The 23,814-nt window shown below is 71.0% G+C and carries 24 protein-coding genes and 1 tRNA gene; 12 read left to right on the top strand and 13 right to left on the bottom strand.

Going from position 1 to position 23,814, the window contains the following annotated elements; genetic code table 11:
- Window positions 1–180: 180 nt before the first annotated feature.
- Window positions 181–1,149: an ABC transporter permease gene (locus AABM41_02440; protein ID MEK6191165.1), complete on the top strand. Its 969-nt coding sequence runs from the start codon at window positions 181–183 to the stop codon at window positions 1,147–1,149.
- The gene (locus AABM41_02435; protein ID MEK6191164.1) at window positions 1,142–2,086 is read left to right on the top strand and encodes an ABC transporter permease; all 945 of its coding nucleotides are present in this window, start codon (window positions 1,142–1,144) and stop codon (window positions 2,084–2,086) included. The genes AABM41_02440 and AABM41_02435 overlap by 8 nt, the downstream gene beginning before the upstream one ends.
- A gap of 1 nt (window position 2,087) precedes the next feature.
- Here the strand turns inward: AABM41_02435 and AABM41_02430 are convergent, their stop codons facing one another.
- Window positions 2,088–2,789, bottom strand: a complete 702-nt coding sequence (locus AABM41_02430) for a 50S ribosomal protein L25 (protein ID MEK6191163.1) — start codon at window positions 2,787–2,789, stop codon at window positions 2,088–2,090.
- Window positions 2,790–2,909: 120 nt separating this feature from the next.
- On the opposite strand from AABM41_02430, the gene AABM41_02425 reads away from it, so the two are divergent.
- The 3 genes from AABM41_02425 to AABM41_02415 are packed head-to-tail and all read left to right on the top strand — an operon-like array spanning window position 2,910 to window position 6,459.
- Window positions 2,910–3,608 (top strand): response regulator transcription factor, encoded by a 699-nt coding sequence (locus AABM41_02425; GenBank protein ID MEK6191162.1) that lies wholly within the window; start codon window positions 2,910–2,912, stop codon window positions 3,606–3,608.
- Between the two features lie 31 nt (window positions 3,609–3,639).
- Window positions 3,640–5,127: a HAMP domain-containing sensor histidine kinase gene (locus tag AABM41_02420; GenBank protein MEK6191161.1), complete on the top strand. Its 1,488-nt coding sequence runs from the start codon at window positions 3,640–3,642 to the stop codon at window positions 5,125–5,127.
- A gap of 57 nt (window positions 5,128–5,184) precedes the next feature.
- Complete coding sequence (locus tag AABM41_02415) at window positions 5,185–6,459, top strand: trypsin-like peptidase domain-containing protein (GenBank protein MEK6191160.1); 1,275 nt, start codon at window positions 5,185–5,187, stop codon at window positions 6,457–6,459.
- A gap of 4 nt (window positions 6,460–6,463) precedes the next feature.
- On the opposite strand, the gene folP is transcribed toward AABM41_02415, so the two are convergent.
- The 6 genes from folP to galU form a co-directional block, all read right to left on the bottom strand.
- On the bottom strand, window positions 6,464–7,744 hold the full coding sequence (folP, locus tag AABM41_02410) for a dihydropteroate synthase (protein ID MEK6191159.1): 1,281 nt from the start codon (window positions 7,742–7,744) through the stop codon (window positions 6,464–6,466).
- Window positions 7,745–7,752: 8 nt separating this feature from the next.
- Window positions 7,753–9,048, bottom strand: a complete 1,296-nt coding sequence (locus tag AABM41_02405; GenBank protein ID MEK6191158.1) for a Mur ligase family protein — start codon at window positions 9,046–9,048, stop codon at window positions 7,753–7,755.
- 59 nt (window positions 9,049–9,107) lie between these two features.
- On the bottom strand, window positions 9,108–9,713 hold the full coding sequence (locus AABM41_02400) for a hypothetical protein (protein ID MEK6191157.1): 606 nt from the start codon (window positions 9,711–9,713) through the stop codon (window positions 9,108–9,110).
- 12 nt (window positions 9,714–9,725) lie between these two features.
- A complete protein-coding gene (trxA, locus tag AABM41_02395) occupies window positions 9,726–10,046 on the bottom strand; it encodes a thioredoxin (protein MEK6191156.1) in 321 nt (106 codons plus the stop codon).
- Window positions 10,047–10,118: 72 nt separating this feature from the next.
- Entirely contained in the window at window positions 10,119–11,726 is a 1,608-nt protein-coding gene (pknB, locus tag AABM41_02390) for a Stk1 family PASTA domain-containing Ser/Thr kinase (protein MEK6191155.1), read from the bottom strand.
- A 5-nt stretch (window positions 11,727–11,731) separates the two neighbouring features.
- Window positions 11,732–12,610, bottom strand: a complete 879-nt coding sequence (galU, locus tag AABM41_02385; protein MEK6191154.1) for a UTP--glucose-1-phosphate uridylyltransferase GalU — start codon at window positions 12,608–12,610, stop codon at window positions 11,732–11,734.
- 141 nt (window positions 12,611–12,751) lie between these two features.
- Here galU and AABM41_02380 point away from each other — a divergent pair, with 141 nt between their 5' ends.
- Window positions 12,752–13,195 carry a hypothetical protein gene (locus tag AABM41_02380; GenBank protein ID MEK6191153.1) on the top strand — a complete coding sequence of 148 codons (444 nt, stop codon included), beginning with the start codon at window positions 12,752–12,754 and terminating at the stop codon, window positions 13,193–13,195.
- A gap of 8 nt (window positions 13,196–13,203) precedes the next feature.
- Entirely contained in the window at window positions 13,204–13,383 is a 180-nt protein-coding gene (locus tag AABM41_02375) for a hypothetical protein (protein ID MEK6191152.1), read from the top strand.
- A gap of 3 nt (window positions 13,384–13,386) precedes the next feature.
- Here the strand turns inward: AABM41_02375 and AABM41_02370 are convergent.
- Both AABM41_02370 and AABM41_02365 read right to left on the bottom strand, forming a co-directional pair.
- A tRNA-Glu gene (locus tag AABM41_02370) sits at window positions 13,387–13,463 on the bottom strand.
- A 29-nt stretch (window positions 13,464–13,492) separates the two neighbouring features.
- Window positions 13,493–13,903, bottom strand: coding sequence for a hypothetical protein (locus AABM41_02365; protein ID MEK6191151.1), 411 nt, complete (start codon window positions 13,901–13,903; stop codon window positions 13,493–13,495).
- 21 nt (window positions 13,904–13,924) lie between these two features.
- Here AABM41_02365 and AABM41_02360 point away from each other — a divergent pair, with 21 nt between their 5' ends.
- Together AABM41_02360 and AABM41_02355 are read left to right on the top strand one after the other, a co-directional pair.
- Window positions 13,925–15,649 (top strand): ATP-dependent DNA ligase, encoded by a 1,725-nt coding sequence (locus AABM41_02360; protein ID MEK6191150.1) that lies wholly within the window; start codon window positions 13,925–13,927, stop codon window positions 15,647–15,649.
- A 23-nt stretch (window positions 15,650–15,672) separates the two neighbouring features.
- Window positions 15,673–16,275 carry a hypothetical protein gene (locus AABM41_02355; GenBank protein ID MEK6191149.1) on the top strand — a complete coding sequence of 201 codons (603 nt, stop codon included), beginning with the start codon at window positions 15,673–15,675 and terminating at the stop codon, window positions 16,273–16,275.
- 26 nt (window positions 16,276–16,301) lie between these two features.
- Here the strand turns inward: AABM41_02355 and AABM41_02350 are convergent, their stop codons facing one another.
- Window positions 16,302–16,934, bottom strand: coding sequence for a hypothetical protein (locus AABM41_02350; GenBank protein ID MEK6191148.1), 633 nt, complete (start codon window positions 16,932–16,934; stop codon window positions 16,302–16,304).
- Here AABM41_02350 and AABM41_02345 point away from each other — a divergent pair.
- The 3 genes from AABM41_02345 (at window position 16,918) to AABM41_02335 (ending at window position 19,161) form a co-directional block, all read left to right on the top strand.
- Entirely contained in the window at window positions 16,918–17,391 is a 474-nt protein-coding gene (locus AABM41_02345; GenBank protein ID MEK6191147.1) for an OsmC family protein, read from the top strand. The two genes, AABM41_02350 and AABM41_02345, sit on opposite strands and share 17 nt — an antisense overlap.
- A 142-nt stretch (window positions 17,392–17,533) precedes the next feature.
- Entirely contained in the window at window positions 17,534–18,448 is a 915-nt protein-coding gene (locus AABM41_02340) for a Ku protein (protein ID MEK6191146.1), read from the top strand.
- 8 nt (window positions 18,449–18,456) lie between these two features.
- Window positions 18,457–19,161, top strand: a complete 705-nt coding sequence (locus AABM41_02335; protein MEK6191145.1) for a hypothetical protein — start codon at window positions 18,457–18,459, stop codon at window positions 19,159–19,161.
- Here AABM41_02335 and AABM41_02330 read toward each other — a convergent pair.
- Genes AABM41_02330 through AABM41_02320 form a run of 3 tightly spaced genes read right to left on the bottom strand, consistent with a single transcriptional unit; the run spans window position 19,152 to window position 23,734 of the window.
- The gene (locus AABM41_02330) at window positions 19,152–20,150 is read right to left on the bottom strand and encodes a WYL domain-containing protein (protein MEK6191144.1); all 999 of its coding nucleotides are present in this window, start codon (window positions 20,148–20,150) and stop codon (window positions 19,152–19,154) included. The two genes, AABM41_02335 and AABM41_02330, sit on opposite strands and share 10 nt — an antisense overlap.
- 17 nt (window positions 20,151–20,167) lie before the next feature.
- On the bottom strand, window positions 20,168–20,863 hold the full coding sequence (locus tag AABM41_02325) for a hypothetical protein (protein ID MEK6191143.1): 696 nt from the start codon (window positions 20,861–20,863) through the stop codon (window positions 20,168–20,170).
- A 45-nt stretch (window positions 20,864–20,908) separates the two neighbouring features.
- A complete protein-coding gene (locus AABM41_02320) occupies window positions 20,909–23,734 on the bottom strand; it encodes a GAF domain-containing protein (protein MEK6191142.1) in 2,826 nt (941 codons plus the stop codon).
- Window positions 23,735–23,814: the final 80 nt, after the last annotated feature.

The raw sequence follows: 23,814 nt of genomic DNA, 5'->3' as shown, positions 1-23,814 counted from the left end.
TTCTAGCCGCGCAGCGGAGGTCCAGCGGAGAGCGGGCTGGACGAGCGCGGACGCGGCGTGCCGCTCGGGACTATATCGCGGGCAGGGGACCGAAACCAGCCTTTCCGGACGCGGCGTCGCGTAGGATCCGCGATCTGAACCTGCCGCCATCGGCCGGAGTAGTAGGCAGGAGGTCCTGAGCTGCTCGGCTATGCCCTTCGTCGCCTGCTCTGGGTGGTCCCTGTCGTCCTGGGGGCCTCGATGGTGGCGTTCACGATCATGCACGTCGCGCCCGGCAGCCCGTGGAACCGCGAGGGGCGACAGCTCGCTCCAGAGCTCGTCGCCCGGCTGAACCAGGAGCTGGGCCTGGACCAGCCGTTGCCCCTCCAGTACCTCGCCTGGCTGGGTCGTCTGCTGCAGGGCGACCTCGGCATCGGCAGCACGACTACCCGCTACGAGGTCGCGGAAATCATCTTCCCGGCGATCGGGACCTCGCTCGTGCTATGTGGCCTCGCCTTCGCGCTGGCCCTGGCGGTGGGATTGCCGGTGGGCCTCGTGGCCGCCCTCCGTCAACGCACCCCGATCGGCCTGGTTGCAACCGGGGTGGCTCTGCTCGGCATGGCCCTGCCGGCCTTCGCCCTGGCTGCGTTCTTGCAGCTGGTGTTCGTGCCGCCGCACTTCAGCGGAGTCAGCGGCCTGCCCCGACCCGCCGAATGGGCGACGAGCGTGGAATGGATCTTGCCGACCATCGCCCTGGCGGGGCTTCCGATGGCGCAGATCGCACGCCATACGAAGGCGAGCGTGCTCGAGGTTCTTCACGCGGACTATGTCCGCACCGCCCATTCGAAGGGCCTGCGAGAGGAACAGGTCATCCGATTCCACCTCCTGCGGAACGCAGCCATTCCGGTGGTGACCATCGCGGGCTCGGTCCTGGCTCTGCTCGTCACCGGCTCGATCGTGGTGGAGCGCGTGTTCGACATCCCCGGGCTGGGCAACCTGTACTACTGGGCCATTCGCGGTCGCGACTACACGCTCCTGATGTCGATTACCGTCGTCTACGCCCTGGTTGTGGCCATCGCCAACGCGGTCGTGGATGTGGCCTACGGCTTCATCGACCCTCGAATCCGGGATGGCAGTCTGGCGCGACCGCTGGAGACGACCGGTGGCTGATGCCGGCTCGATCGCCGAGCGGGCTGCCGAGGTCCGCCCGGAGCCGAGTCCCGGCTACTGGGCCGACGCGCTCCGGCGCCTGTTGCGGGCGCCAGCCGGGGTCGGGGGGCTCGGGATCGTGACGGTATTGGTCGTGATCGCCGTCGTCGGCCCGCAGCTCCTGACGTGGACCTACTACGAGCAGGACCTCGAGGCGGTCCTCGCCTACGGCGGTCCGATGCCGCCGGGGTCGCCCCAGCACCCACTGGGGACCGACGCCCTCGGTCGCGACCTGCTGGCTCGAACCGTGGATGGGGCCCAGGTCTCGCTCACGGTGGCGCTGGTCGCCCAGCTCGTCGTGCTGGGCATCGGCGTTCCCATCGGCCTGGTCGCCGGGTGGCGGGGCGGCCTGGTCGAGACGGGGCTCATGCGGTTCACCGATGTCATCGGGACATTCCCGGACCTGCTGTTCATCATCATGATCTCGGCCGCAGTGGTGGATACCCCCTTGTTCGGGGTGCTGAACGGGCTGCTGGCCACGTTCGTGGCCATCGGTCTGATCTCGTGGGTGGGCACCGCCCGGCTGGTCCGGGCTGAGACCCTGTCCCTCAAGCAGCGCGAGGACGTCGAAGCCGCGCGGGCCATCGGCGTCCCCGAGGGACGCATCGTGCGCCGACATATCCTCCCGCAGGCTGCCGGGCCTATCGCGATTGCCATCAGCCTCGGCATCCCGATGGCCATCCTGGCCGAATCTACCCTGTCGTTCCTGGGCCTCGGGGTGCAGATCCCGCGCGCATCCTGGGGCAGCCTGGTGGACGCGGGGATCGACAATTTCACGGTTGCGCCCTGGCTCGTGTTTCCACCGATGGTGGCCCTGGGCCTGGCCCTGGTCGGCTTCACCTTGCTCGGTGACGGGATGCGCGACGCCCTGGATCCGCGCGCCTCGCGGCGGCGGTGAGCTAGCCCTCTCCGCCCGGAGCCGAGCCGCGGTCCACTTCGCCTCGAGCTTCGGCCCCACCCTCCGCACCGGCCTCGCCCTCGGCGCCCTCTTCGCCCTCGGCGCCCTCTTCGCCCTCGACCTCGGCCACGGGCTCCTCTTCGATGACCCGCGGCGGCATGACCTTGGCCACCAGCTCGTCCGGGTCGTTCAGGACGGTGACCCGCTCGGCATCAAACGGCAGGTCGCTGACATGGATGGCGGCCTCCAGGTCGATGAGCGGCGTCACGTCGACCGTGATCTCATGTGGAAGGTCGGCGGGCAGGGCGCGGACCTTGATGTGGTCCAGCGCGGTGAACAGGCTGCCGCCGGTGACCTCGATGGCCGGCGCCTCCCCGATGAAGACGAGCGGGACATCGACCTGCATCTCGACGTTGAGGTCGGGAAGGAAGAAGTCGACGTGCACCGCGCGCCCGCTCAACGGGTGGCGCTGGACGGACTTGATGATGGCGCTCTTGACTCCGGCCCCGGCCACCGTCAGCTGGAAGATGGTCGTCCGCCCCGCGGCGTGGTACAGGGCCTCGAAGCGCTTAGCGTCCACCTGGACCGGGACCGACTCGGCGCCTTTCCCGAACACCACTCCGGGCACCGTGCCTGAGCGCCGGAGGCGCTTGGTCTGCTTGCCAAGCACGCTGCGGGTGTCGACGGTGAAGTCCAGGGTCATGGGTCGGCCGTTCTCCAGGTCGAGGTGGGAAGCCGGATGGTACAGGCGGACCGATGGACGGGCAAACGGGCGGAGGCCGGGAAACGGCGAACGCCGGGCATCGGTCTAGAATCGGTGGCCGTGGCCGCCAGCATCATGATCGTCGAGGACGAACCGGCCGTTGCCCACGGGGTCCAGGTGGTGCTGGAGCGCGAGGGCTACGGTGTGAGTGTCATCCCCACCGGGGAGGAAGCGGTCGCCCGCTTCAGAGAGGTCGCGCCCGACCTCGTCCTTCTCGACGTCCGCCTGCCCGGGATCGACGGTTTCGAGGTCTGCCGTCAGCTGCGGCGCGAGACGCGGGTTCCGATCCTGTTCCTCACCGCCCGGACGGACGAGGTCGACAAGGTGGTCGGCCTCGAGATCGGAGCCGATGACTACCTGGTCAAGCCGTTCAGCCTGCGCGAGCTGACGAGCCGGGTGAAGGCCCTCCTGCGCCGCGCCTACGGGGAGCTGGCCGACGTCCAGGCCACCGACACTCTGCGGCGCGGCGACCTCGTGATCGACCTCGAGCGGAGACGTGTGACGCGGGACGGGGAGCGGATAGGCCTCACCACCACCGAGTTCGACCTGCTGCGCCACCTCGCCGCGCGCCCGGGGCGCGTGTTCACTCGCCCGCAGCTGCTGGAGCTGGTCCGCGACTACGACGCCGCGGTCGAGCAGGACGAGCGGACGATCAACGTCCACATCAGCCACATCCGCGACAAGATCGAGGCGGATCCCGACCGGCCGCGCTACATCCGAACCGTCAGGGGCGTGGGCTACGCCTTCGGCGAGGACTGAGCCGACGCCCATTCGCCGATTCCTCCGCCGCTTGGACGTCCGACTGGCGGTGGCCCTGGCGGTGACTGCCCTCATCGCGCTGCTCATCAGCGGCGTGGCGCTTAACCAGATCCTGCCCGGCTACTTCGAGCAGCAGGGCAAGGCGAGCACCGAGACCTCGGCCCAGGCCACGGCCCTGCTCATCATCGACACCGTCAGCCGATCGGCGACGAGCGGGCTGGGCGAGTTCCTCAACGACCGCGAACAGCGCGAGGCGCGCATCATCCAGCCCGCCGCCCAGGAGGCGGCCGACGGCCTGCTGGTCACGGTCGAGGTCTTCAACGTGGTCGACGGCTCGGAGGCGGCCTTCGCTGAGCCCCAGGACGTCGAGGCCGCCACGTCCCAGGGCCTGGCCGCGGACCCGCTGGCGCCGTCGACGCGACTCGCGTTCTCCGTCGAGCTGCCACTGTCCGAACAGCCGCTGGCCCCCGACGGGACGTTGCAGCTGGAGGTCGTGGTGTCGGCGCCCTATACCCCGCGGGACGCGACCCTGGCCCAGGTCCGCGCCGCGTTGGTCGGTGCCGGGGCGCTGGCCCTGCTGGTGTCGCTCGGGGTCGGGGTGTGGGCCGCTCGCCGGCTGACCATTCCCCTCGACCGGCTGGGGAGCTTCTCGAGCCGGCTGGCCCACGGGCAGCTCGACGCACGCGTGCCGCCGGCCGGCGTCGAGGAAATCGATCAGCTCGGCGACCAGTTCAATCTCATGGCCGACCGGCTCACCGAATCGCTGCAGCTCCTCGAGGCGGACCGCGACCGGCTGCGTGAGTTCGTTGCCGACGTGAGCCACGAGCTGCGCACTCCGCTGGCGGCGCTGCGGACCTACACCGAGCTCCAGCGCGACGGGGGCGTCGACGAGGAGACCCGACACGAGTTCCTGGATCGGTCCAGCGAGCAGCTCACTCGGCTGGAATGGATGAGCGCCAACCTGCTCGACCTGTCGCGCATCGACGCGGGTATCTTCCCGATGGACGTGAAGATCGGCGATCTGCGCGAGCCGATTCGGGCCGCCGTTGAAGCCAGCGCCGAGGCGGCCGCGGGCCGGGGCATCGGCGTGACCTATGCCGCGCCCTCCACCATGGTCGCCATTCGATTCGACCGCGAGCGGATCGTCCAGCTGGTGAACAACCTGGTCGGCAACGCCGTCAAGTTCACGCCCCGCGGCGGAACGGTGGCGGTCCAGATCCTGGACCAGGCCGACGCGGCGCTGATCGAGGTCAGCGACACCGGTCCCGGCATCCCGCCCGCGGAGCTGCCGCGCATTTTCGAACGCTTCTACCGCGGCACCAACCTCGGCGAGGCTCGGGCGTCGGGGAGTGGTCTGGGGCTGGCCATCGCCCGCTCCATCGTCGAGATGCATGGGGGGTTCATCGAGGTGACCAGCGTCCTGGGCGAGGGGGCCGTGTTCCGCGTCGTCCTGCCCCGCCAGGGTGCCGCCGCCGCCGGCGAGCTGGCGAGCGAACCCCCTTCGGTCACCGCTCATTAGAGAATCTTCACCGTCGTACGGCTGCGGGCGTAATCGTCGAAGCGCCACACTGCAAACGTGACCGGACCCGATCCTGACGCCGACCCAACTCTGCCCCGCGCGGTCGAGACCGACCGCTACGGCGCCAGCGGGGAATCCACTCCCATCCCACCTCGCTCCGACAGCTGGTCGTCGGCGCCGGCATGGTCGACCCGCCGATCCCTGCCTGCCGAACCACCGCCTCCAGAGCCCACCCGGCGCCCGCGCCTGATCGGGTTCGTGGCCATCGCCCTGGCCGCCGGGTTGGTATCCGGATCGCTCTCCGGCCTGGCGGTGGTCAATCTGGTGGGCGTCCAGCCGCCCGGCACGACCACTCTGCCCCCGGGCGAGAACGTCTCGCAGATCACCCTAGAGGAAACGTCGGCCATCACCAACGCGGTGGCCAGCGTCGCGCCTGCCGTCGTGACCATCAGGGCCACTCAGACCACCGGCGGAACCGGCAGCGGGTCGGGCTTCATCTTCGACCCCGATGGCTGGATCTTGACCAACAAGCACGTCGCTGCCGGCGCCGCCAGCCTGACCGTCACCCTGGCCGACTCGCGCACCTTTGAGGCCACCCTCATCGGGTCCGACACCCTGACCGACCTGGCTATCATCAAGATCGACGCCGGGGAGCTGCCGACCGCGCCCATCGGCTCATCTGCGGCGCTCGAGATCGGTCAGCTGGCGATCGCCATCGGCAACCCCTTGGGCACCTACCGTGACACGGTCACGACCGGGGTCGTGTCGGGGCTTGGTCGCCAGATCGTGGCCGGCGACGGTGCCAGCTCGGAGCAGCTCAACCACCTGATCCAGACCGATGCCGCCATCAACCCTGGCAACTCGGGCGGGCCGCTGGTCAACAGCCTCGGCCAGGTCATCGGGATCAACACTGCGGTCGCGACCAGTGCCCAGGGCATCGGCTTCGCCATCCCGATCGACTTCGCCAAGCCGATCATGGCCCTGGCCCTCAGCGGGCAGGAAATGGCCCGGCCATGGGTGGGCGTGTACTACACCATGATCACGCGCCAGATCGCCACTGACCTCAGCCTGCCGGTCGAGGAGGGTGCCCTGGTCGACGTCGGCCCCAACGGGGCGCCGGCGGTGTTCCCCGGCAGCCCGGGCGAGCAGGCCGGACTTCAGGCCGGCGACATCATCACCTTGCTCGGGGGTCGGCGTGTGGAGGAGGGTCGGGACCTGGCCACTCTCCTGCTGCCCTACCGGCCGGGTGACGTGGTTGCTGTGACCGTGCTGCGGGGCGGCGAGACGCTCGAGATCGAGGTGACGCTGGGAACCCTGCCGGTCGAGCGCTGATCGATCAGCGCGCTGATTCGCGCGCCCGATGGAGCCGCAGACGGACCTCGGCCCCGCCAGAGGGGCCCGGCAGAGATGCCATTGGCTTCCGGACCGCGACCTCCACCTCGGTCACAGCAGGCCAGCGGTCCAGGATGGCCCGGCCGATGCTCGCGGCCAGGGACTCCATGAGGTGGAAGCTGTCGTCGCGGACCCGCGTCGTGACCAGGATCTGCAGGGTTGCGTAGTCGACGGTGTCCTCGAGGCGGTCACCGGCGGCCGCCGCGGACAGGTCGGCACTGACGGCCACGTCCACCTCGAACGGCTGCCGGCGGGAGCGCTCGTCGTCCCCGACGCCGTGCCGGCCCTGAGCCTGGATGGCACGGATCGACACCCGCCCGGGCGCGGCCTCCGCCGGCCGCGAGGCGTCGGCGGGCGCCAGGTCGATCCGCCGCACAATCGCGTCCGCTACCCGAACGGCCCGTGCGATGGGGGCCACGTCGTGGACGCGCACCACGTCCGCGCCTGAGGCAATGGCCAGCACGACGCTGGCCGCCGTCCCTTCCAAGCGGTCGCCGGCCGGGGCACCACCCAGGATCTCGCCGATGAAGCGCTTCCGGCTGGTCCCGATCAGCAGCGGCAGCCCGAGGGCTGCCTTCAGCTCCGCCAGCCGATGGAGGACCTCCAGGCTGTGGTCAGGCGTCTTGCCGAACCCGATTCCCGGGTCGACCAGGAGCCGATCCGCCCGGACCCCGATTCCGGCCGCCGCTTCGGCGGCGGACCGGAGCCAGTCGATGACCTCGGGCAGGACCCCGTCGGGGTACTCGGCCACGTCCTTGTTGTGCATGACCACCAGGTACGCGCCCGCCTCGGCGGCCGCCACCGCCGTCCCCGGGTCGCGGCGCGCGGCCCACACGTCGTTGACCATGCCGGCGCCCGCTGACAGGGCCGCGCGGGCCACGCTGCCCTTGGCGGTGTCGATGCTTACCAGGACCTGCTCCCCGAATTCCGCGACCAGGGCCTGGACGACCGGAAGCGTGAGCCGCGTCTCCGCGTCCGCGTCAATCGCGGGGTGCTCCCCGTAGACCGCCGCGGGACGCGACGACTCGCCCCCCACGTCCAGGATGTCGGCCCCGGCGGCTACGAAGCCTCGCGCCAGCTCGACCGCCGCCGCGACCACCTCGGCCTCGGACCGACCCGCGACCGCCAGGCCGTCGCCGGAGAACGAGTCCGCGGTCACGTTCAGGATCCCCATGACGTAGGTGCGCTCGCCCCAGCGCAGCGGGGAGAGTGGTCGTGACGGCATATGGGTCCTCAGGCGTCGGGCTGCTCGCCGGTCAGCGTGGCACGAATCGCGCCGACCAGGTACAGCGAGCCGGCCACGACCACCGGCCCGGCGGACGGACCGAGTGCGGCAGCCCGCAGCAGGGCCTGGTCGGGAGTCGGTGCCGTCGTGCCGGCCTCGGCTCCCCGGAGGTGGGGAGCGACCCGTCGCCAGGTCCGCAGCAGCCGGTCGGGCGGCAGGGCATGCGGGTCCGCAACCGCGGTGAACACCGGGCGCGGCTCGAGGGGCGCAAGCGCGCGCAGCACAGCGGCCACCCGCTTTCCGCGCATGGCCCCGAACACGAGGGGGAAGCGGCGCACGCCCAGCTCGCCCAGCGCCCGCGTCAGCGCTCGCGCCCCGGCGGGGTTGTGGGCCCCGTCGAGCAGGACGTCGCGGCCCCCCGCCGCCGCGCCGAACAGCTCCAGGCGCCCCGGCCAGCGGGCGGCGGCCAGGCCGGCCCGCAGCGCCTCCTCGCTCACCGTGACCGGCCGGCCCCGCCGCTCCCCGTCCTCGCGCAGCGCGTCGAGCAGGGCGGCTGCCACCGCCGCGTTCATTGCCTGATGGCTGCCCAGCAGCCCGACCCGAAGGTCACGCACCCAGCCGTGGGGCGTTCTCAGGTCGACCACCACCCCGTCCCAGCCGCTGTCCACGACGCGCGCCTCCCACCCCTGGCCGGGGCCGGCCCGGCGGAGTGGCACGCCCAACGCCGCGCACCGCGCGGCAATGGGAGCCAGGCCCTGCCCGCGGGCGCCGGTCACCGCCAGGTCACCGGACTTGATGATGGCCGCCTTCTCGCCGCCGATGGCCGCCAGGGTGTGTCCCAGGTGACGCTCGTGGTCGTGGGTCACCGTGGTGACGGCCGCCACCCCCAGATCCGCCGCGTTGGTGGCGTCCAGCCGGCCGCCGAGGCCGACCTCGACCAGGGCGAGATCCACCCTGGCCCGCGCCAGGGCCAGGAAGCCCGCCGCGGTCAGGACTTCGAATTCGGTCGGTGGCCCGCCCTCGTCGACGATGCGGTCCGCTTCGACGAGCACGGACTCGACGGTGGCGCCAAAGGCCGCTGGAGGCAGCATCTGGCCGTCGACCAGGATCCGCTCCCGGTACGCGACCAGGTGCGGCTTCGGCATGGACCCCACGCGCACGCCCGCCTCGTGCAGCACGGCGCCAGCCAGCGCCACCACGCTGCCCTTGCCATTGGTGCCGCCCACCAGGGCGCCATGCAGCTGCCGCTCCGGATGGTCGAGCCCGGCCAGCAGGCGCTCGATGCGCGCCAGGCCCAGGCTCACCCCGAAGCGCCCCCGGCGGCGAATGGCCGCTACCGCAGCCGGGTACGCGAGGGCCGCGCTCAGTCCTGCTCGTCCTCGTAGAACACGCAGTCGCGGTACTGCCCGGTCAGGCACAGGTCGGTGACATATCCGCTGTCCAGGTGGACGCCACCGCGCACCCGGCAGCGCGACACCGTGCCTTCCTGCTTGGCCAACGATCGGAGAAGATGCGGGGCGTCGACCGGGATCCGATCTCCCGACCCATGGGTCACGAAGAAGTTCGGACAGCTGTGGCGCCGGGGCCGGCTGAAGCCCAGCGGCGCGCCACGCCGCCCGACGTGCACCGCCAGTGGCTCGGCGGTCGCGGTGGCGGTGGCGGTAGCCGCGAACCGCTTCTCGGCGATCGCACATCGGCCCGGCTCGCAGTCGGTGTCGTTGTGGCAGCAGGCGCGGGCGGGGCCCAGGCCCTCCACCGCCCACAGCTCCCAGCACGGCCGGCGCAGGATGAAGGCGGGGCACCGGTAGCGGATGGCGAGATCGCAGTTCTCGACCTCCCAGCACATCGTGCGCCGCTCGTCGCCCTCGCGGCGGTCGCCCGGCGACGAGGTTTCGGCCTGACGGCGTTCGGGACCGGTCCGGCGCTCGGGCCGGATGACGATCTGGCGGGGTGGTGGCCGTCCCTCCATCGGGTGACTGGCCTACAGCCAGTCCCTCAGGCGCTCTTCGATCACCGGCTGCGGCATGTAGCCGACCAGTCGAGCAGCCTCGCGTCCGTCCTTGAACAGGATCAGGGTCGGGATGCTAAAGATGCTGTAGCGCATCGCCAGCTCCTGGTTCTCATCGGTGTTCAGCTTGGCCACGCCGATCTTGTCGGCGTGTGAGTCACCGATCGACTCGACCACCGGCGACACCAGTCGACACGGGCCGCACCACGGGGCCCAGAAGTCAACCAGGACCGGCTTCTCGCTGTTCAGCACCTCGGACTCGAACGTCGTCTCGTCGACGGCGACGGGGGACATCGGCACATGACCTCATTGGCGGTGGACGGTGAAGCGTCGGCCATCCTAGCACCGCCGGCCGGTCAGCCCGGGCTAGGTCGAAGGCTCGGGCATCGGGGGCGGGGGTGTCGGCGTCGGGACCGGCGTGGGCGGAGGTGTCGGGAGTGGCGTCGGGCTGGGGGTCGGCCCGGCCGACAGCACGATGTCGACCTGCGAGCCGGCTTCTACCGTCGTGCCCGCCGCGGGGGTGGATCGGATCACCGTTCCCTCCGGCTGGTCGGAGGGCTCTTGCGTGACGAGACCAAGCTGCAGCTGAGCGGCGACCAAGGTGTCCCTCGCCTCATCCCGCGTCTGCCCAGCCAGGAGTGGGACCTCGACCGTCTCCTCGCCGGAGCTCACGAAGACCCTGATCCGGTCGCCCTCGTGGACCTGGGAGAACGGCTCGGGATCCGTCGATACGACCTCGCCCTCGGGCACGTCCTCGCTGGACTCGGGCCGCTCGTCCAGATGGAGGCCCAGGCGGTCGGCCTCCGCGCGGACGGCCACGATCGGGTCCCCGACCCAGTTGGGGAGGGCGAACACCTCGGCGCTGGGGCTGGCCTCCGCGTCGGGCCCGATGGCTCCCAGCAGGCGAGCGGCCAGGAAGCCCATCGCGCCCAGCATGAGTACCGCCAGGACGGCCAACAGCCAGATCCACCACGGCTGCCCCTTCCTGGGGGGCGGGCCGAAGGCAGGCGGAGGCACGAAGGGCGGTCCGAAGGGCGGCCCAGACGGGGGTTCGGGCTCGAGCGGCGGCGGGACGACTGGTGGAGGGACGACGAGAGGCGGGGCCACCGGCAGCGGGGCCACGATGGCAGCCGTCTCCTCTTCGCTCGGCCAGTCGCGGAGGGCCCGCGCGAAATCGGCGGCGCTCGCGTAGCGACGGGCCGGGTCCCGCTCCAGGGCGCGCATGACCACCGCATCGAGACGAGGCGGGATGGGCCGGATCCCGGTCGACAGGGGTGGTGGCGGCTCGTTCAGGCGCTTGAGTGCCACCCCGGCGGCGGAGTCGGCCTGGAATGGGCGGCGCCCGCTCAGCATCTCGTACAGCACGATGCCCAAGGCATAGATGTCGGATGGCGGGCCTACCTCTTCGCCGGCCGCCTGCTCCGGGCTGAAATAGTGCACCGAACCGATCGTGGTCCCGGTCACCGTCATCGACGCGTCGGTGATGGCGCGCGAGATGCCGAAGTCCGTGACCAGGGCCCGCCCCGCGGGCGTGATCAGGATGTTGCCGGGCTTGATGTCGCGGTGCACCAGCCCGTGGCGATGCGCGGCGTCCAGGGCATCCGCAACCGCGGCTCCGATGCCCACCGCCTCGTTGACCGCGAGCGGGCCGCGCTCGCGAAGGACGGCGGCCAGGTCCTGGCCCTCGACCAGCTGCATGACGATGTACTGGTCGCCGCCGTCGGGATCGGTTCCGAAGTCGTAGACCTGGACGATGCTGGGATGGGATAGCGAGCCGGCGATCCGCGCCTCATTGCGGAATCGAGCCGCGAATCCGGGATCGGCGCCGAACTGGGGGCGGAGGATCTTGACCGCCACCTCGCGCTCGAGCTGCTCGTCCATCGCCCGCCACAGAGTGGCCATGCCCCCCTCGCCGACGAGGGCGATGAGCTGGTAGCGGCCCGCGATGACCCGGCCCTTGGCCGCCTGGCTCATGGCAGCTAGTCTCGCAGGTCGAGGCCGCGGAGGTAGGTGCGGAAGTCGTCGGCCAGGTCCGACTCCAGGGCCAGCGCCACGTTGGCCTCCAGCCAGCCGATCCGGGTGCCGGCGTCGTAGCGGTGGCCGGCGAACTGGTAGCCGTACACGGTCTGGTCGGCGATGAGGGACCGAATGGCGTCGGTGAGCTGGATCTCGCCCCCAGCGCCCTGGGGGGTGTGCTCGAGCTCGTCGAAGATGCGCGGGCTCAGGACGTAGCGGCCCAGCACCGCCAGGTCGGACGGGGCCTCGTCCACCGGCGGCTTCTCGACCACGTCGGCCAGCTCCCACAGCCGGCCTTCGCCGCGGGTGGTGCGCACGATCCCGTAGCGGCTGGCTTCGGCGGGCGGGACCCGGGTGATGGCGATCACCGATCCGCGGTGCGCGCTGTGGGCCTCCATCAGCTGCGCGATGACCGGGGCCCCACCGGGGTTGACCATGACATCGTCGGGAAGGAGCACCGCGAACGGCTCGTCGCCGACCAGCTCCTTGGCCATCAGGATCGCGTGGCCCAGCCCCAGCGGCTCCTTCTGGCGGACATACGCGATTGCGCCGTACTCGGACTGGTGGCGGACCGCGCGCAGGAGCTCGATGTCACCCCGATCCTCAAGCCAGCGCTCCATCGCCGGGTGCGAGTCGAAGTGCTCCTCGATGACGCTCGTCCCCGAACCGACGACGATGATGATCTGCTCGATGCCCGAGGCGACGGCTTCCTCGACCGCGTACTGGATGACCGGCCGGTCGACGAGGGGCAGGATCTCCTTGGGAATGGCCTTGGTTGCCGGCAGGAATCGGGTCCCGAAGCCGGCGGCGGGGAGGACCGCCTTGCGGACGCGCGCGGTGATGCGAAGGTTCCTCCAGGTGGCTGGCTGTCAGCGGCGCGGGTCGGTCCTGCCGGGCGGGTGGACGGACGGTTTCACGCGGCGGCCAGTATACCGATGGGCGGGCAGCCACCCGTCAGCCGGCATCGGTACAATCGCCGTCCGATGGTTCGCAGCCTGTGGCGCACGCTCCTGGGTCCCAGCCGGGACCCCCGGATGGAATACATCAGCCGTCCACTCCCCCGCGACCTGCCCGATGCGACCGTGGTCGAGGCGCTGGGCCGGGCGCTGGCCGTCAACCCCGATCCCTACTACTTGGTCGAGACCCTGCCCGACGCGCTGCGAGAGGTCACCGGGCGTGACTACGAGGTGCTCGACCGCTCGGTCCAGGACGTCACCGGCACCCATCTCAAGCGCGCGGTCATGATCCGCGACGGCGACGTGGGCCATTGGCCGGGCTACGACGCCATGCGCTACTCCCTGCTGGCCAGCCCCGAGGAGGCCGCGGCCGCCCGCGAGGTGCTCTCCGAACCGCCCTCCCGGATGCCGGGCTGGGAGCCTCCGCCCCCTGCCGGGCCGACGCCGACCGATACCCCCGCCGAGGACTAGGCACCGCCGTGGGCCGTCAGTCGTTGCCGCGCGAGCAGTGGCTGGTGTTCGGAGCCGAGTGCCCAACCTGCGGCGAGATCGTGACTGAGGCCGATGTCTACACCTGGCGGCCCTCGGCGGACGATCCGAAGCTGCTCCTGCTCCACTGCCCCGAGTGCGGGGAGCGGATGGAGATCCATCACGTCTAGGGTTGGCGCCCCCAACCGGATTCGAACCGGTGATCTCCACCTTGAAAGGGTGGCGTCCTAGGCCTCTAGACGATGGGGGCGGTCGACCACATGGTAGGCCGATGTCGGTCTACAGGAAGAACAGAAGGCCGACCCAAATCGCGCCCGAGATGGCGACCGCGGTGACGATCAGCATGAGCCCGGCCGCCACGGCAATAGCCGCCGAACGGCCCTGCGCGCCCCGGGCCGCCGCCCGCTGCGACCCCCTCCAGCCCTGGATCGCGGCGAACACCCCGACCCCGGCCGAGAGGAAGGTTGCGACCAGGGTCAGGATGACGAACAGGTCGACGTTGCGCGTGAAAAGCGACAGCGCGATCAATGCTCCCGATACGGTCAGGCCGACGAAGCAGATGACCGCGGTCCGCCACAGCGGGGAGAGGCGCCGCGGTTGTGGCTGGGCGGTCACGGTCGTTTCAGTGACGGGCTGCGTTGCCAGGACACCATTGCCCGCAAGGGTGGCCGGACCGTAGGCGCCCGTCAAGCGGGCGCCTAGACTCCTCCGATGGCGCCCCGCAGCTCCCCGTTTGCCGCGTTCGCGACCGCCGCCGACGACGTGGCCGCCACCCGCTCCAAGCTGGCCAAGCGGGATCGGCTGGCGACCTACCTGCGCGAGCTGCCCGCCGGCGACCTGCCGTCGGCGGCCACTTTCCTGTCGGGCAAGCCGCTCCCCGGCGCCGCGGACCGCCTGGGCCTGGGCTGGGTCCAGCAGGCGGCCGCGCTGGCGGCGGCCAGCGGTGTGGACGAGAGCGCCATGTCGGCTGCCTGGCTGCGCCACTCGGACTTCGGGGATGTGGCCGCGGAGCTGCTCGCCGGCCGGCAATCGGCGGGGCCGCCGCTTACCGTGTCCGATGTGGCACGCGGCTACCGGGCCATGTCCGATGCCTCGAGCGCCGAGGCGCGGGTGGCCCTGATGGCCGACCTGTTCCGGCGCGCGACCCCGGCCGAGGCCCGCTACGTGGGCCGCATCGCGGCGCGCGAGCTGCGCATCGGCCTGCGCGAAGGGCTGCTCGAAGAGGCCATCGCCGCTGCTTTCGCGGCGCCGCTCGAATCGGTCCGCCGGGCGCTCATGCTGCTCGGCGAGCCGGGCGAGGCGGCCCAACTGGCCCGCCGGGGAACGCTCGACCAGGCCGCGCTGGACCTGGGTCGGCCCATCCGGCCCATGCTGGCGACTCCGGTCGGCGACGCGGCCGAGGTCATGCGGCGGGTCGGGTCCGAGGCCTGGGTGGAGGACAAGTACGACGGCATCCGGGCTCAGCTCCACCTCCGCGACGGCCAGGGTCGGCTGTTCAGTCGTGACCTGAAGGAGATCACGGTTTCCTTCCCGGAGGTCACGGCGGCCGTCGCGGACCTGTCCGAGTCGCTCGTGCTCGACGGTGAGCTCGTGCCCTTCAAGGCGGGCGCGGTGCTGGACTTCGCGGCTCTCCAGACTCGTCTGGGCCGAGTACGGCCCGACGCCGCCCTTCTCGAGCGCGTGCCCGTCGCCCTGGTCGCGTTCGACCTCCTCCATCTGAACGGAGCGGACCTGCTGGAGCGGCCACTTCGGGATCGGCGCACCGCTCTCGAGCGCCTCGAGCTCCCCGAGCGAACCGACGCCCGGTTCCTGTACGCGCGCCTGAACCGGGCCCGCTCAGCGGAGGAAGTGGACGAGCTGTTCGACGCCGCCCGTGAGCGGCACAACGAGGGGCTGATGGTCAAAGACCCGACCTCGGTCTACCAGCCCGGCCGGCGCGGCCTGGGCTGGCTGAAGCTGAAGAAGGCGCTGGCCACCCTGGATTGCGTGGTGGTCGGCGTGGAGTGGGGCCACGGCAAGCGTCGCGGCGTCCTGTCGGACTACACCTTTGCCGTGCGCGAGCCGGACGGTGCCTCGCTGGCCGTCATCGGCAAGGCCTACACCGGCCTGACCGATGCCGAGATCGCCGCCTTCACCGAGCATTTCCTGCGCACCACGGTGCGCGACTTCGGACGCTTCCGGAGCGTGGTGCCGGAGGTCGTGGTTGAGATCGCGTTCGATCGGATCATGCGCAGCGGTCGGCACGGGAGCGGGTTCGCGCTGCGCTTCCCACGGATCGTGCGAGTGCGCGACGACAAGACCGTGGCCGAGATCGATGACCTGGCCACCGTGGAGACCCTGTACCAGGCCCAGGCCAGCGGGCGGATCCTGCTGGCCACCGGGCGTGGCGGCAGCGAGGCCCGGATCGCCGCCACTGGCAAGCTGGACGGCGAGTAGCTCACACGCGGTAGCATCCCAAGGTGACCGATTGGGACAGCGGTGAGTTTGGCCCTCAGGTCGTGCAGGTCCAGGTGGAGCTGTACACCTCCGGGTATCGGGTCAGCGGCCGGATGGCCACCCGCTTCCGGCGTGTCGCCGACATCCTCAACCTGAGCAGCTCCACTCACCTGATCGTCGAAGAAGCCACCGTCACCGACTACGCGGACCCCGGCTCGACGCGCACGGCGCAGCAGGTCATGGTTCCGGTTGAGGCCGTCCTGTTCGGGAGCAGCAGCGGGGTGGACGACAGCAGCGCCGATGAGCTGCGCATCCCGAAGCGCCCGGTGCAGACCCAGATCGCGGTCCGCCCATTCTGGCTGACCGGCATGATCCATGTCCCGCAGGGCAGCCGCCCGATGGACGGTTTGCTCAACGCTTCGGACCGATTCCTGGCGCTGACCGACGTGTCGGTCGTCTGCGCCGAGTACCCGCAGTTCAACCGCCAGTCACCGGTGCTGGCCGTCCAGCGCAGCCTGGCCGAGGTCCTCCTGTCGTCCGACGACGAAGCTCCCGAGGAGCTGCTGGCCGACATCCTTCCCGAGGATGCCGTTCGCGACTGGCTGCCCCCGGAGGAACCGGCCTAGCCCCGGAGCGGCCTCTCGAGCGCTCCTCACGCCCCGAGCGCCTCGAGCAGGCGGCCGGCGCTTCGTCCATCCAGCTGGCGGACTCGCCCCACGCGTTTGCCCCACCACGGGGCGTTGTCGATGGTCACGACCTCGGTGACCGGGTCGCTGGTGAGCTCGATCCGGCTGTGTCGATCCGGGAAGGCGATGGCAGCCTCGATCGGCAGCCGGGTGCCGAGCGCGTCCGTCATCCAGCGCCCGACCTGGTCCACGATCCGTCGCCCGTCGCGGGTGGGATCGGTTCGGCACGGCACCCACCCCCGTCGCCCCCGAGCGTCGTATTCCCAGGCCCGGCCGCGCTGGCGGAAATGGCCGTTCCAATGGCGGACGAGCAGCGCCCGCACGCCGCCGGGCCCGATGAGCAATCCGTGCAGGCCGCGATCGACACCGGGGATACGGGGCGACAGTACGAGGACGTACGAGTCGTCCAGGACTGGCGCCAGCAGCTTTTCGAGGGCCCGCCCGTCGGCCTCCGCCGTCGGGTCCCGCCGGGCCCGCAACCATTCGAATCGGCGCGGCGGATGCTCCGGCGTCAGGACCTGCATCGTTTCAGCTTCCCATGCGTGGGCGGCGCCGGAGCGCTGGTAGAGTCGCCCCGTGCCGATGCGGGTCCTGGCCACGTTCCCCGCGCCCGCGTCCTCGCTGCGGGCCGACGCGGAGACCGGGTCCGGCTTCACGGTCACGATCGACAGCCCGGATGCCGGGACTCCAGCCGGGGCCTCCCCGCGCGAGGCGGTGCTGGTGGGCCTGGCCGGCTGCACCGGGATGGACGTGGCGGCCATCCTGGCCAAGAAGCGCCAGGCGCCCAGCAGCTACCAGGTGGCGGTGGAGGCCGTAACGGCTGCGCGTCCGCCGCAGGTCTTTACCCGGATCGTGATCGAGCACCAGCTCAGCGGGGCGGTGGAGCCCGAGGCCCTGCACCGGGCCATCGAGCTGTCGGCCACCCGCTACTGCCCGGTCAGCGCCATGCTGAGCCGGTCGGTGACGCTGGAGCATCGGTATCGGCTGCGTCAAGCCGGGCAGCCCGATCGGGAAGCGCTTGTGGTCATCACCGGGCCCGATCGATCGAATGCGTAGGTCGTCGGCCGATATGTCACGCGGGGAGTCTCGGATGGGACGCCTGAATCGGCAATGCCGCTGAACGGGCACCCCAGTAGTACTGGCGCACCGGCTGCCCTCTGCTGAGCAGTTGGCGGAGGGGTGTAACCTAACCCACCCTATGGCACGCGCGATGTGGCGGGGGGCGATCCAGTTCGGACTCGTCACGATCCCCGTCAAGCTGTACCTCGCCACCGAGTCGACCGGAATCGGGTTCAACATGCTGCACGCGAGCTGCCTGAACCGGATCCAGATGAAGATCTATTGCCCGCATCACGACGAGGTCGTGCCCCGCTCCGAGACGGTCCGAGGCTATGAATGGAGCAAGGGTCGGTACGTGGTGGTCACCGACGACGATCTGGAAGCCGTGCCGCTGAAGACCATCCGGGCCATCGAGATTGCCATGTTCGTGGACGCCCAGAAAGAGGAGCACGGGGCGCAGTTCGTGAAGAGCGCCTACTACCTCGAGCCCGATCCGGTTGGCAAGAAGGCGTTCTTCCTCCTCCGCGAGGTGCTGGCCGACACCGGGAAGAGCGCCATCTGCAAGGTGGTCATGAAGGACCGCGAGCAGCTGGCCGCCATCAACCCGTACGCCGACACCATGTTGCTGACCACCCTCCATTGGCCCGATGAAATCCGCTCTGTAGAAGAGCTGGCGGTGGACAGCAGCGGTATCGAGATCAAGGCCTCCGAGCGCAAGATGGCCGAGCAGCTCATCGCGTCGATGACCGGCGAGTTCAAGGCCGAGGAGTTCCAGGACGACTACCGCCAGGCGCTGATGGGCGTCATCGAGTCCAAGGTGGCCGGCGAGGAGCCGACGCCGATCGCCAAGGCCGAGCCGACCCGGATCGGAGACCTGATGGCCGCGCTGGAGGCCAGCGTGTCCGCTGCTCGGGAGGCGCGCCGCGATGCGGCCGCCGGTGGACCGGCTGCCAAGGCCAAGGCGGCAGGCGGAGCCAAGGCTGCCAGCCGAGCCAAGAAGGCCGAGCCGGCCGCCGCCGGTGAGCGTCAGACCCGGCGGCGCAAGACCGCCTGAGCGCCGGCGTGCCGGCCGAACAGCTCCCCCTGCCGGAGCTTCCCGCGCTCGACTCTCCCCGGCTCCGTCTGCCGGATCGCGTCAACACCATGCAGCCGACCGAGGTCGACGCCGCGTTCGACCACCCCGACTACTTTTTTGAGCCGTGGTGGCCCGGTGCCCGCGCGGTAGCCTCGGCGGAACGTGGCCGCGTTCGGCTCCAGGTCGCCGGATTGGCGGATGCCGAGGGCGCATTCCCAGAGCTTGGGGAGCTGCCCGATCAGCTGGCCGAGGACGGGGTCGTGCTTGACGGCACCCTGCTCGTGCTGGATCCCGAGGGTCGACCGGACCCCGAACTCCTGCGCGCCCGACTCAGTGGGCGGCAGCCGCATGCCGGCCGCGCGGCGTACGTCGCCGCCGACCTGCTGTGGGCGGCCGGGGAGCCGATCACCCGGCGCTCGTTCCGAATCCGGCGCGAGTGGCTGGGGGCGATCCTGGCCCCGGGCGACCGGATCACGGTCGGGCATGGATATCCGGACGACGGGACCCTGGTGGCCGAGGCCCTGGCACGGCTGGGGATCGAGGGCCTCTCCGCGCGCCGCCTGTCGGCCCGATACCGCGCCGGCGCGGCCGGGGACGCGTGGCTGCGGGCGCCGGTGTTACCGGCCCAACCTCGGCCCCGGCCAACCCTGGCCCTCATCCTGCGGCTCCCGCTGGGCGAGCCTCAGGCGTAGCGCTCGGTCGCGCCCCGCACCGCTCCGGCCACCGCCTCGCGCAGCTCCGGCGGGGCAAGCACCTCCACCTGGTCGCCCCAGGAGAGGACCCAGGGCCGGATCTCGACGATGCCCGCCACCCGGACGGTCAGCTCGACTCCTCCGTCGGGGAGGTCGGTGAGGACCTGCGAGCGATGCCAGATGGTCTCCCGGACGCGGCGCGCCACGCCGGCATCGAAGCGCAGCCGAACGTCGACCGGCGGGGTGGTGTCCGACGACCAGATGCCCCACGAGTTGGCCAGGAATTGGTCCGGGTCGAACGCGTCGGGGATCTCGTATCGGTCGAGGGTGAGGGTCGCCTGACGGATGCGCTCCACCTTGTAGGTCCGCATGGCGTCAACGGTCTCGTCGTGGCCGATGAGGTAGATGCTGCGTCCGGCGGCGAACGGCTCCAGCAGGTAGGGCCGGAACCGTGTGTGGCGGGCCGGGCCGGTGCCGGAGTCGTACGTGATCTCCACCACCCGGCCCTCGGCCCAGCCGCGGGCCACGACGTTGAAGATGGCCGTGAACGGCTCGTTGAGGCGCTGCTCGCCGATGACCAGCATGGTGGCGGTCACATGGCGCGCGATGGGCTGCGGGAGCTCACTGGCGATCTTCATGAAGGCGCTGATGACGACCTGGTCCGACTCATCGGACCAGCGCGCGATGAGCCGCGCGGCGAGGAACAGGACGATGGCTTCCGGCACGGTCAGGTGGAGTGGCGGCAGGAAGAAGCGGCGCTCGATCCCGTAACGGCCTCGACCGGCCTGGAAGATGGGCATCGCCAGCTCGTCCTCGAGGGCGCGCAGGTCGCGGTACACGGTCCGCACATTCATGCCCGTCAGGCGGGCGATCTCGGACACGGGCACGCCCTGCTCGGTGCTGCCCTTGGCGTACAGGATCGAGGCCACCGCCAGCAGACGCGCCAGCCGATCGCGCTTGCGGGCCGGGCCGGCCAGGTCGTCATCCATGGGTCTGGCTTGCCAGTCTAGGAGGCGCTGGGACTGGGCGCCGGGCTCGTGGTCGGCGCGGGGCTGGGGGTTGGGGGTGGCTCACCGGGGAGGAGGGCGATCAGCGCCTGGTTGACTTCATCGCTGACGCCGATCAGGAGGAACACGAACTCGTCTGCGGCCCAGGTGTAGACGTGGGTGCCAGGCAGGGTCGCGTCGTCCGAGGGCCGAACCCAGACCCAGTGCCCGGCGACGTCGGCCAGCTCCCAGGGTTCGCGCTGGAGGCCGGCGATGCCCACGTAGCGGCCGGCCGTGGCAAGGTAGGGCTCGAGGTCGGGCGTGGTCACCGCCGATGGGTTCACCCGCACGGCATACAGGCTCAGTCGGGGTTCCCGGACGAAGGCGATGACCAGGGTCTGGAACCGGGCGCCAAGCTCCCCGTAGGCCGCCTGACCGATGTCGCCCGGCGTGATGGCGTAATCCGCGATCGGCGGCTGCTCCACGGCCCACGCCCCGACCTGGGCCGGGATGAGGGCCGACAGGCTGGGATCGGGTTCATTCGTGAAGCGGGGGGTGGGGACCGGGGTCGGGGACGGGGTGGGAGTCGGGGTCGGGCGCGGCGTGAGGCTGGGGGAGGGCGTGGGCGAGGGGGAGGTCACACAGGCGGCGGAGAGGGCGGCCACCAGGAGCGCCATCGCCGCAGGGCGCAGCGGGACGCGGCGTCGATCACGCATGGGGGGCCGAGGATAGCACCCGGCCCGTCGTGGGCCGGACGAGGGTCAGGCGGCGGACGACTTCGCGCGGCGGGCGTCGCTGCGGCGGCGGCGCTGCTCTTCGGCGCGTCCGGGGTCGACCGGCTCTGCGGCCTTCCGGCTGCGGGTTTTCGGCGCTTCGCCCGGCACGATCACCCGGTCGCCTCCCGCCTGCTTGCCGCTGTAGAGCGCGCCGTCAGCGGCCGCGATCAGCGCGTCCTTGCTGGCGCCGTGGTCCGGGAAGAGCGCCACGCCGATCGTGATCGTCACCGGCGCCGCGCCGCGTTCCAGGGAGACGGCGGCCACTAACCGCCGTGCCCGCTCCGCGACCCGTTGGGCCTCGGGCAGGCCGACGCCCGACAGGATGATCGCGAATTCGTCGCCGCCATATCGGTACACCCGGTCATCGCTGCGGGTGGCGGAATACAGCGCCTCGCCCACGGCGTGCAGGAGCGCGTCGCCGGCCGGATGGCCGAAGCGATCGTTGTAGGTCTTGAATCGGTCGAGGTCCATCATCAGCAGGCCAAGCTGGCCCTCACCGGACTGCCCGCTCTGCACCGCCTCAATGGCGGACGTCAGGTCGCGCTGAAAGGCCCCGTGGTTGGCCAGCCCGGTGAGGGCATCGGTCAACGCCCGCAGGCTCATGGCGTGGTGCTCGTCCGCGTTTCGCAGGGCGACCGAAGCCTGAGCGGCGAACAGCTGCACGAGCTCGAAATCGGTCTCGCTGAAGTAGACCTCCTCGCCGCCCACCCGGCCGACGTTCATGGCGCCGTTCACCTGGCCGTCGCTGATGAGGGGCACCACGACCAGCGCCTCAGCGTCGGGCGGCGTGCCCGGGATCTGAAGCGCGCGGGGGTCGGCCAGCGCGTCGTTGGCCAGCACCGCCTCGGCGTGCTCGACCACCCAGCCCATCAGGCCCCGCCCGAACGGGATGATGTAGCGGGCCACCTCCTCGGCGTGCTCCTCGCGGGTGAGGACCGGGACCAGGACCTGCTTGACGTGGTCGGCGCGGTAGATGGACAGGTTGTCGTAGTGGACGACCGCCTTCAGCCCGTCGGCCACCACCTCCAGGATGTCCTCCTGCTCCAGGGTGCCCATGACCCGGGCGCTGACGTCGAGCAGCTTGCGCTGCGAATCCAGCTGGCGGGCGAGCTGGCTGGACTGCTCCTCCAGGCGCCGATAGCTCCGGGCGTTGACCAGCGCCTGGGCAGCGTAGCCGGCGAAGATCATCATCGTCTGCAGGTCATCGGTCGAGAATTGGTTGACGCCCAGCTTGGACAGAGCGATGACGCCCACCGAGCGGCCCTCGTAGACCATGGGCACCACCAGCATCGACTCCTCGATCTCCTCGGTGCCCTCGATGGTGTGGCCCCGCCCGTCGTTCAGGGCATCGTTGCTGAGGATGGGCTGCGCGTTGGCGGCCACCCAGCCGGTGAACGATCCGGGACCGATGTCGACCCGCAACAGGTCGCGGAAGTCCCCCTCCCCCGTCAGGCGGTCGGTGAAGGCGATCGGCTCGCAGGTCCCCCGCTCCCAGTCAACGGTGTAGATGCGGATGTCATGGAAGGCCGCCAGGGTGCTGGCCTCGGCCACGATCGCGTCGGCAATGGCCTGCACATCGGTCAGCCGGTTCAGGCGGGCCGACAGGTCGTGAATGGATCGCATGCGCGCCGCCTGTTCGGCGGTCGAGCGGTACAGTCGCGCGTTGCTGATGGCCACGGCCGCCTGGTTCGCGAACGCCTGGGCCAGGGCCAGCTCGTCGTCGGGCCAATCGCGGTCCCGCGCGTGGTATAGGCCGATCACCCCCACCGCGCGGTCGTGGGTGACGAGCGGCACCAGGCACGCGGTTTTGATTCCCTCGTCGCGGTAGACCTCCTGCATGACGCCGGTGGTGGGGTCGGTGTCGGCGTGGCGGGCGACGAACGTGCGCCGCTCTCGGACGGCCTGGGTCCCCAGCGATGCGCTGGTCAGGGTCAGCCGGCTGATCATGGCCTGGAAGGCGGGGCTGATGCCGCGCTCGGCGGCCAGCTCGAACGGATGCTCGCGCTCCTCGTTGATCATCCACAGGCCGACGCGGTCGGCGTCGAAGAGGCCACGGGTGCGGTCGGCGATGTCGCTCAAGACCGCGCCCAGCTCGAGCTGGCCGGTCAGCTCGCGGGTTACGCCGGCCAGGGCGCGGGCCCGAGTCAGCTCGCGGCGGGCCCGGGCGATGGCCCGTGCGTGGCGCAACGCGACACTGGTCGTGGCGGCCACCGCGCTCATGAATCGACGCCGGCTTCGCAGGAATGCCCCTTTCAGGTCGTCGGCCAGCAGGAGCACCCCGATGCGCTCCTGGCCGATGGTCAATGGCAGGCGCAAGCTGCCGTCGGGCCCGAAATCCTCCGCGTCGGATGGCCAGGCCAGGGTGGGCGGAGGCGGGGCGCTGTGCCCTGAGTGTGTCTCGAGGACCAGCCGATCGTCGCGCACGAGGTACACCGCCACTCGGGCGATGGCTTCGACCGTGCGCAGCGACTCGACGGTCACGCGGCAGACGGCGGCGACGCTGCCAGCCTCGACGGTCCCCTGCGAGATTCGGGTGAGCACGGCCGCCTCGGCGTCGGCATCCGTGCTCCGGGCTGAGGGAGTGAGCGCACCATCGGAGCCGGTCGACTTCCCGGTGCCCTCGGCCAGCAGCCGCTCCACGTCGGCGCGGCGGTAGCGCCGGTCACCGCGCGGGTTGATGCGCCAGGCGGCCAGCCGTCCGCTCTCGGTCCAGGCCCGGACGGTGTTCGGGTGCACACCCAGCACCGCAGCCGCCTGCGCCACGCTGATCAGCGCGTCGGGCCGCGGAGGACTGGCGGAGCCTGAAGCCACGAGATCCCCGTTATCGCGTCGCCCGAACCCCGAATGGAGGATCTGGTAGGCGGCGTGTGGCCCATGCTAGAAACGATAGG

It is taken from the genome of Chloroflexota bacterium, assembly GCA_038040195.1.
Lineage (GTDB): Bacteria > Chloroflexota > Limnocylindria > QHBO01 > QHBO01 > DASTEQ01.
This window is presented reverse-complemented; position numbering and strand designations above follow the sequence as displayed.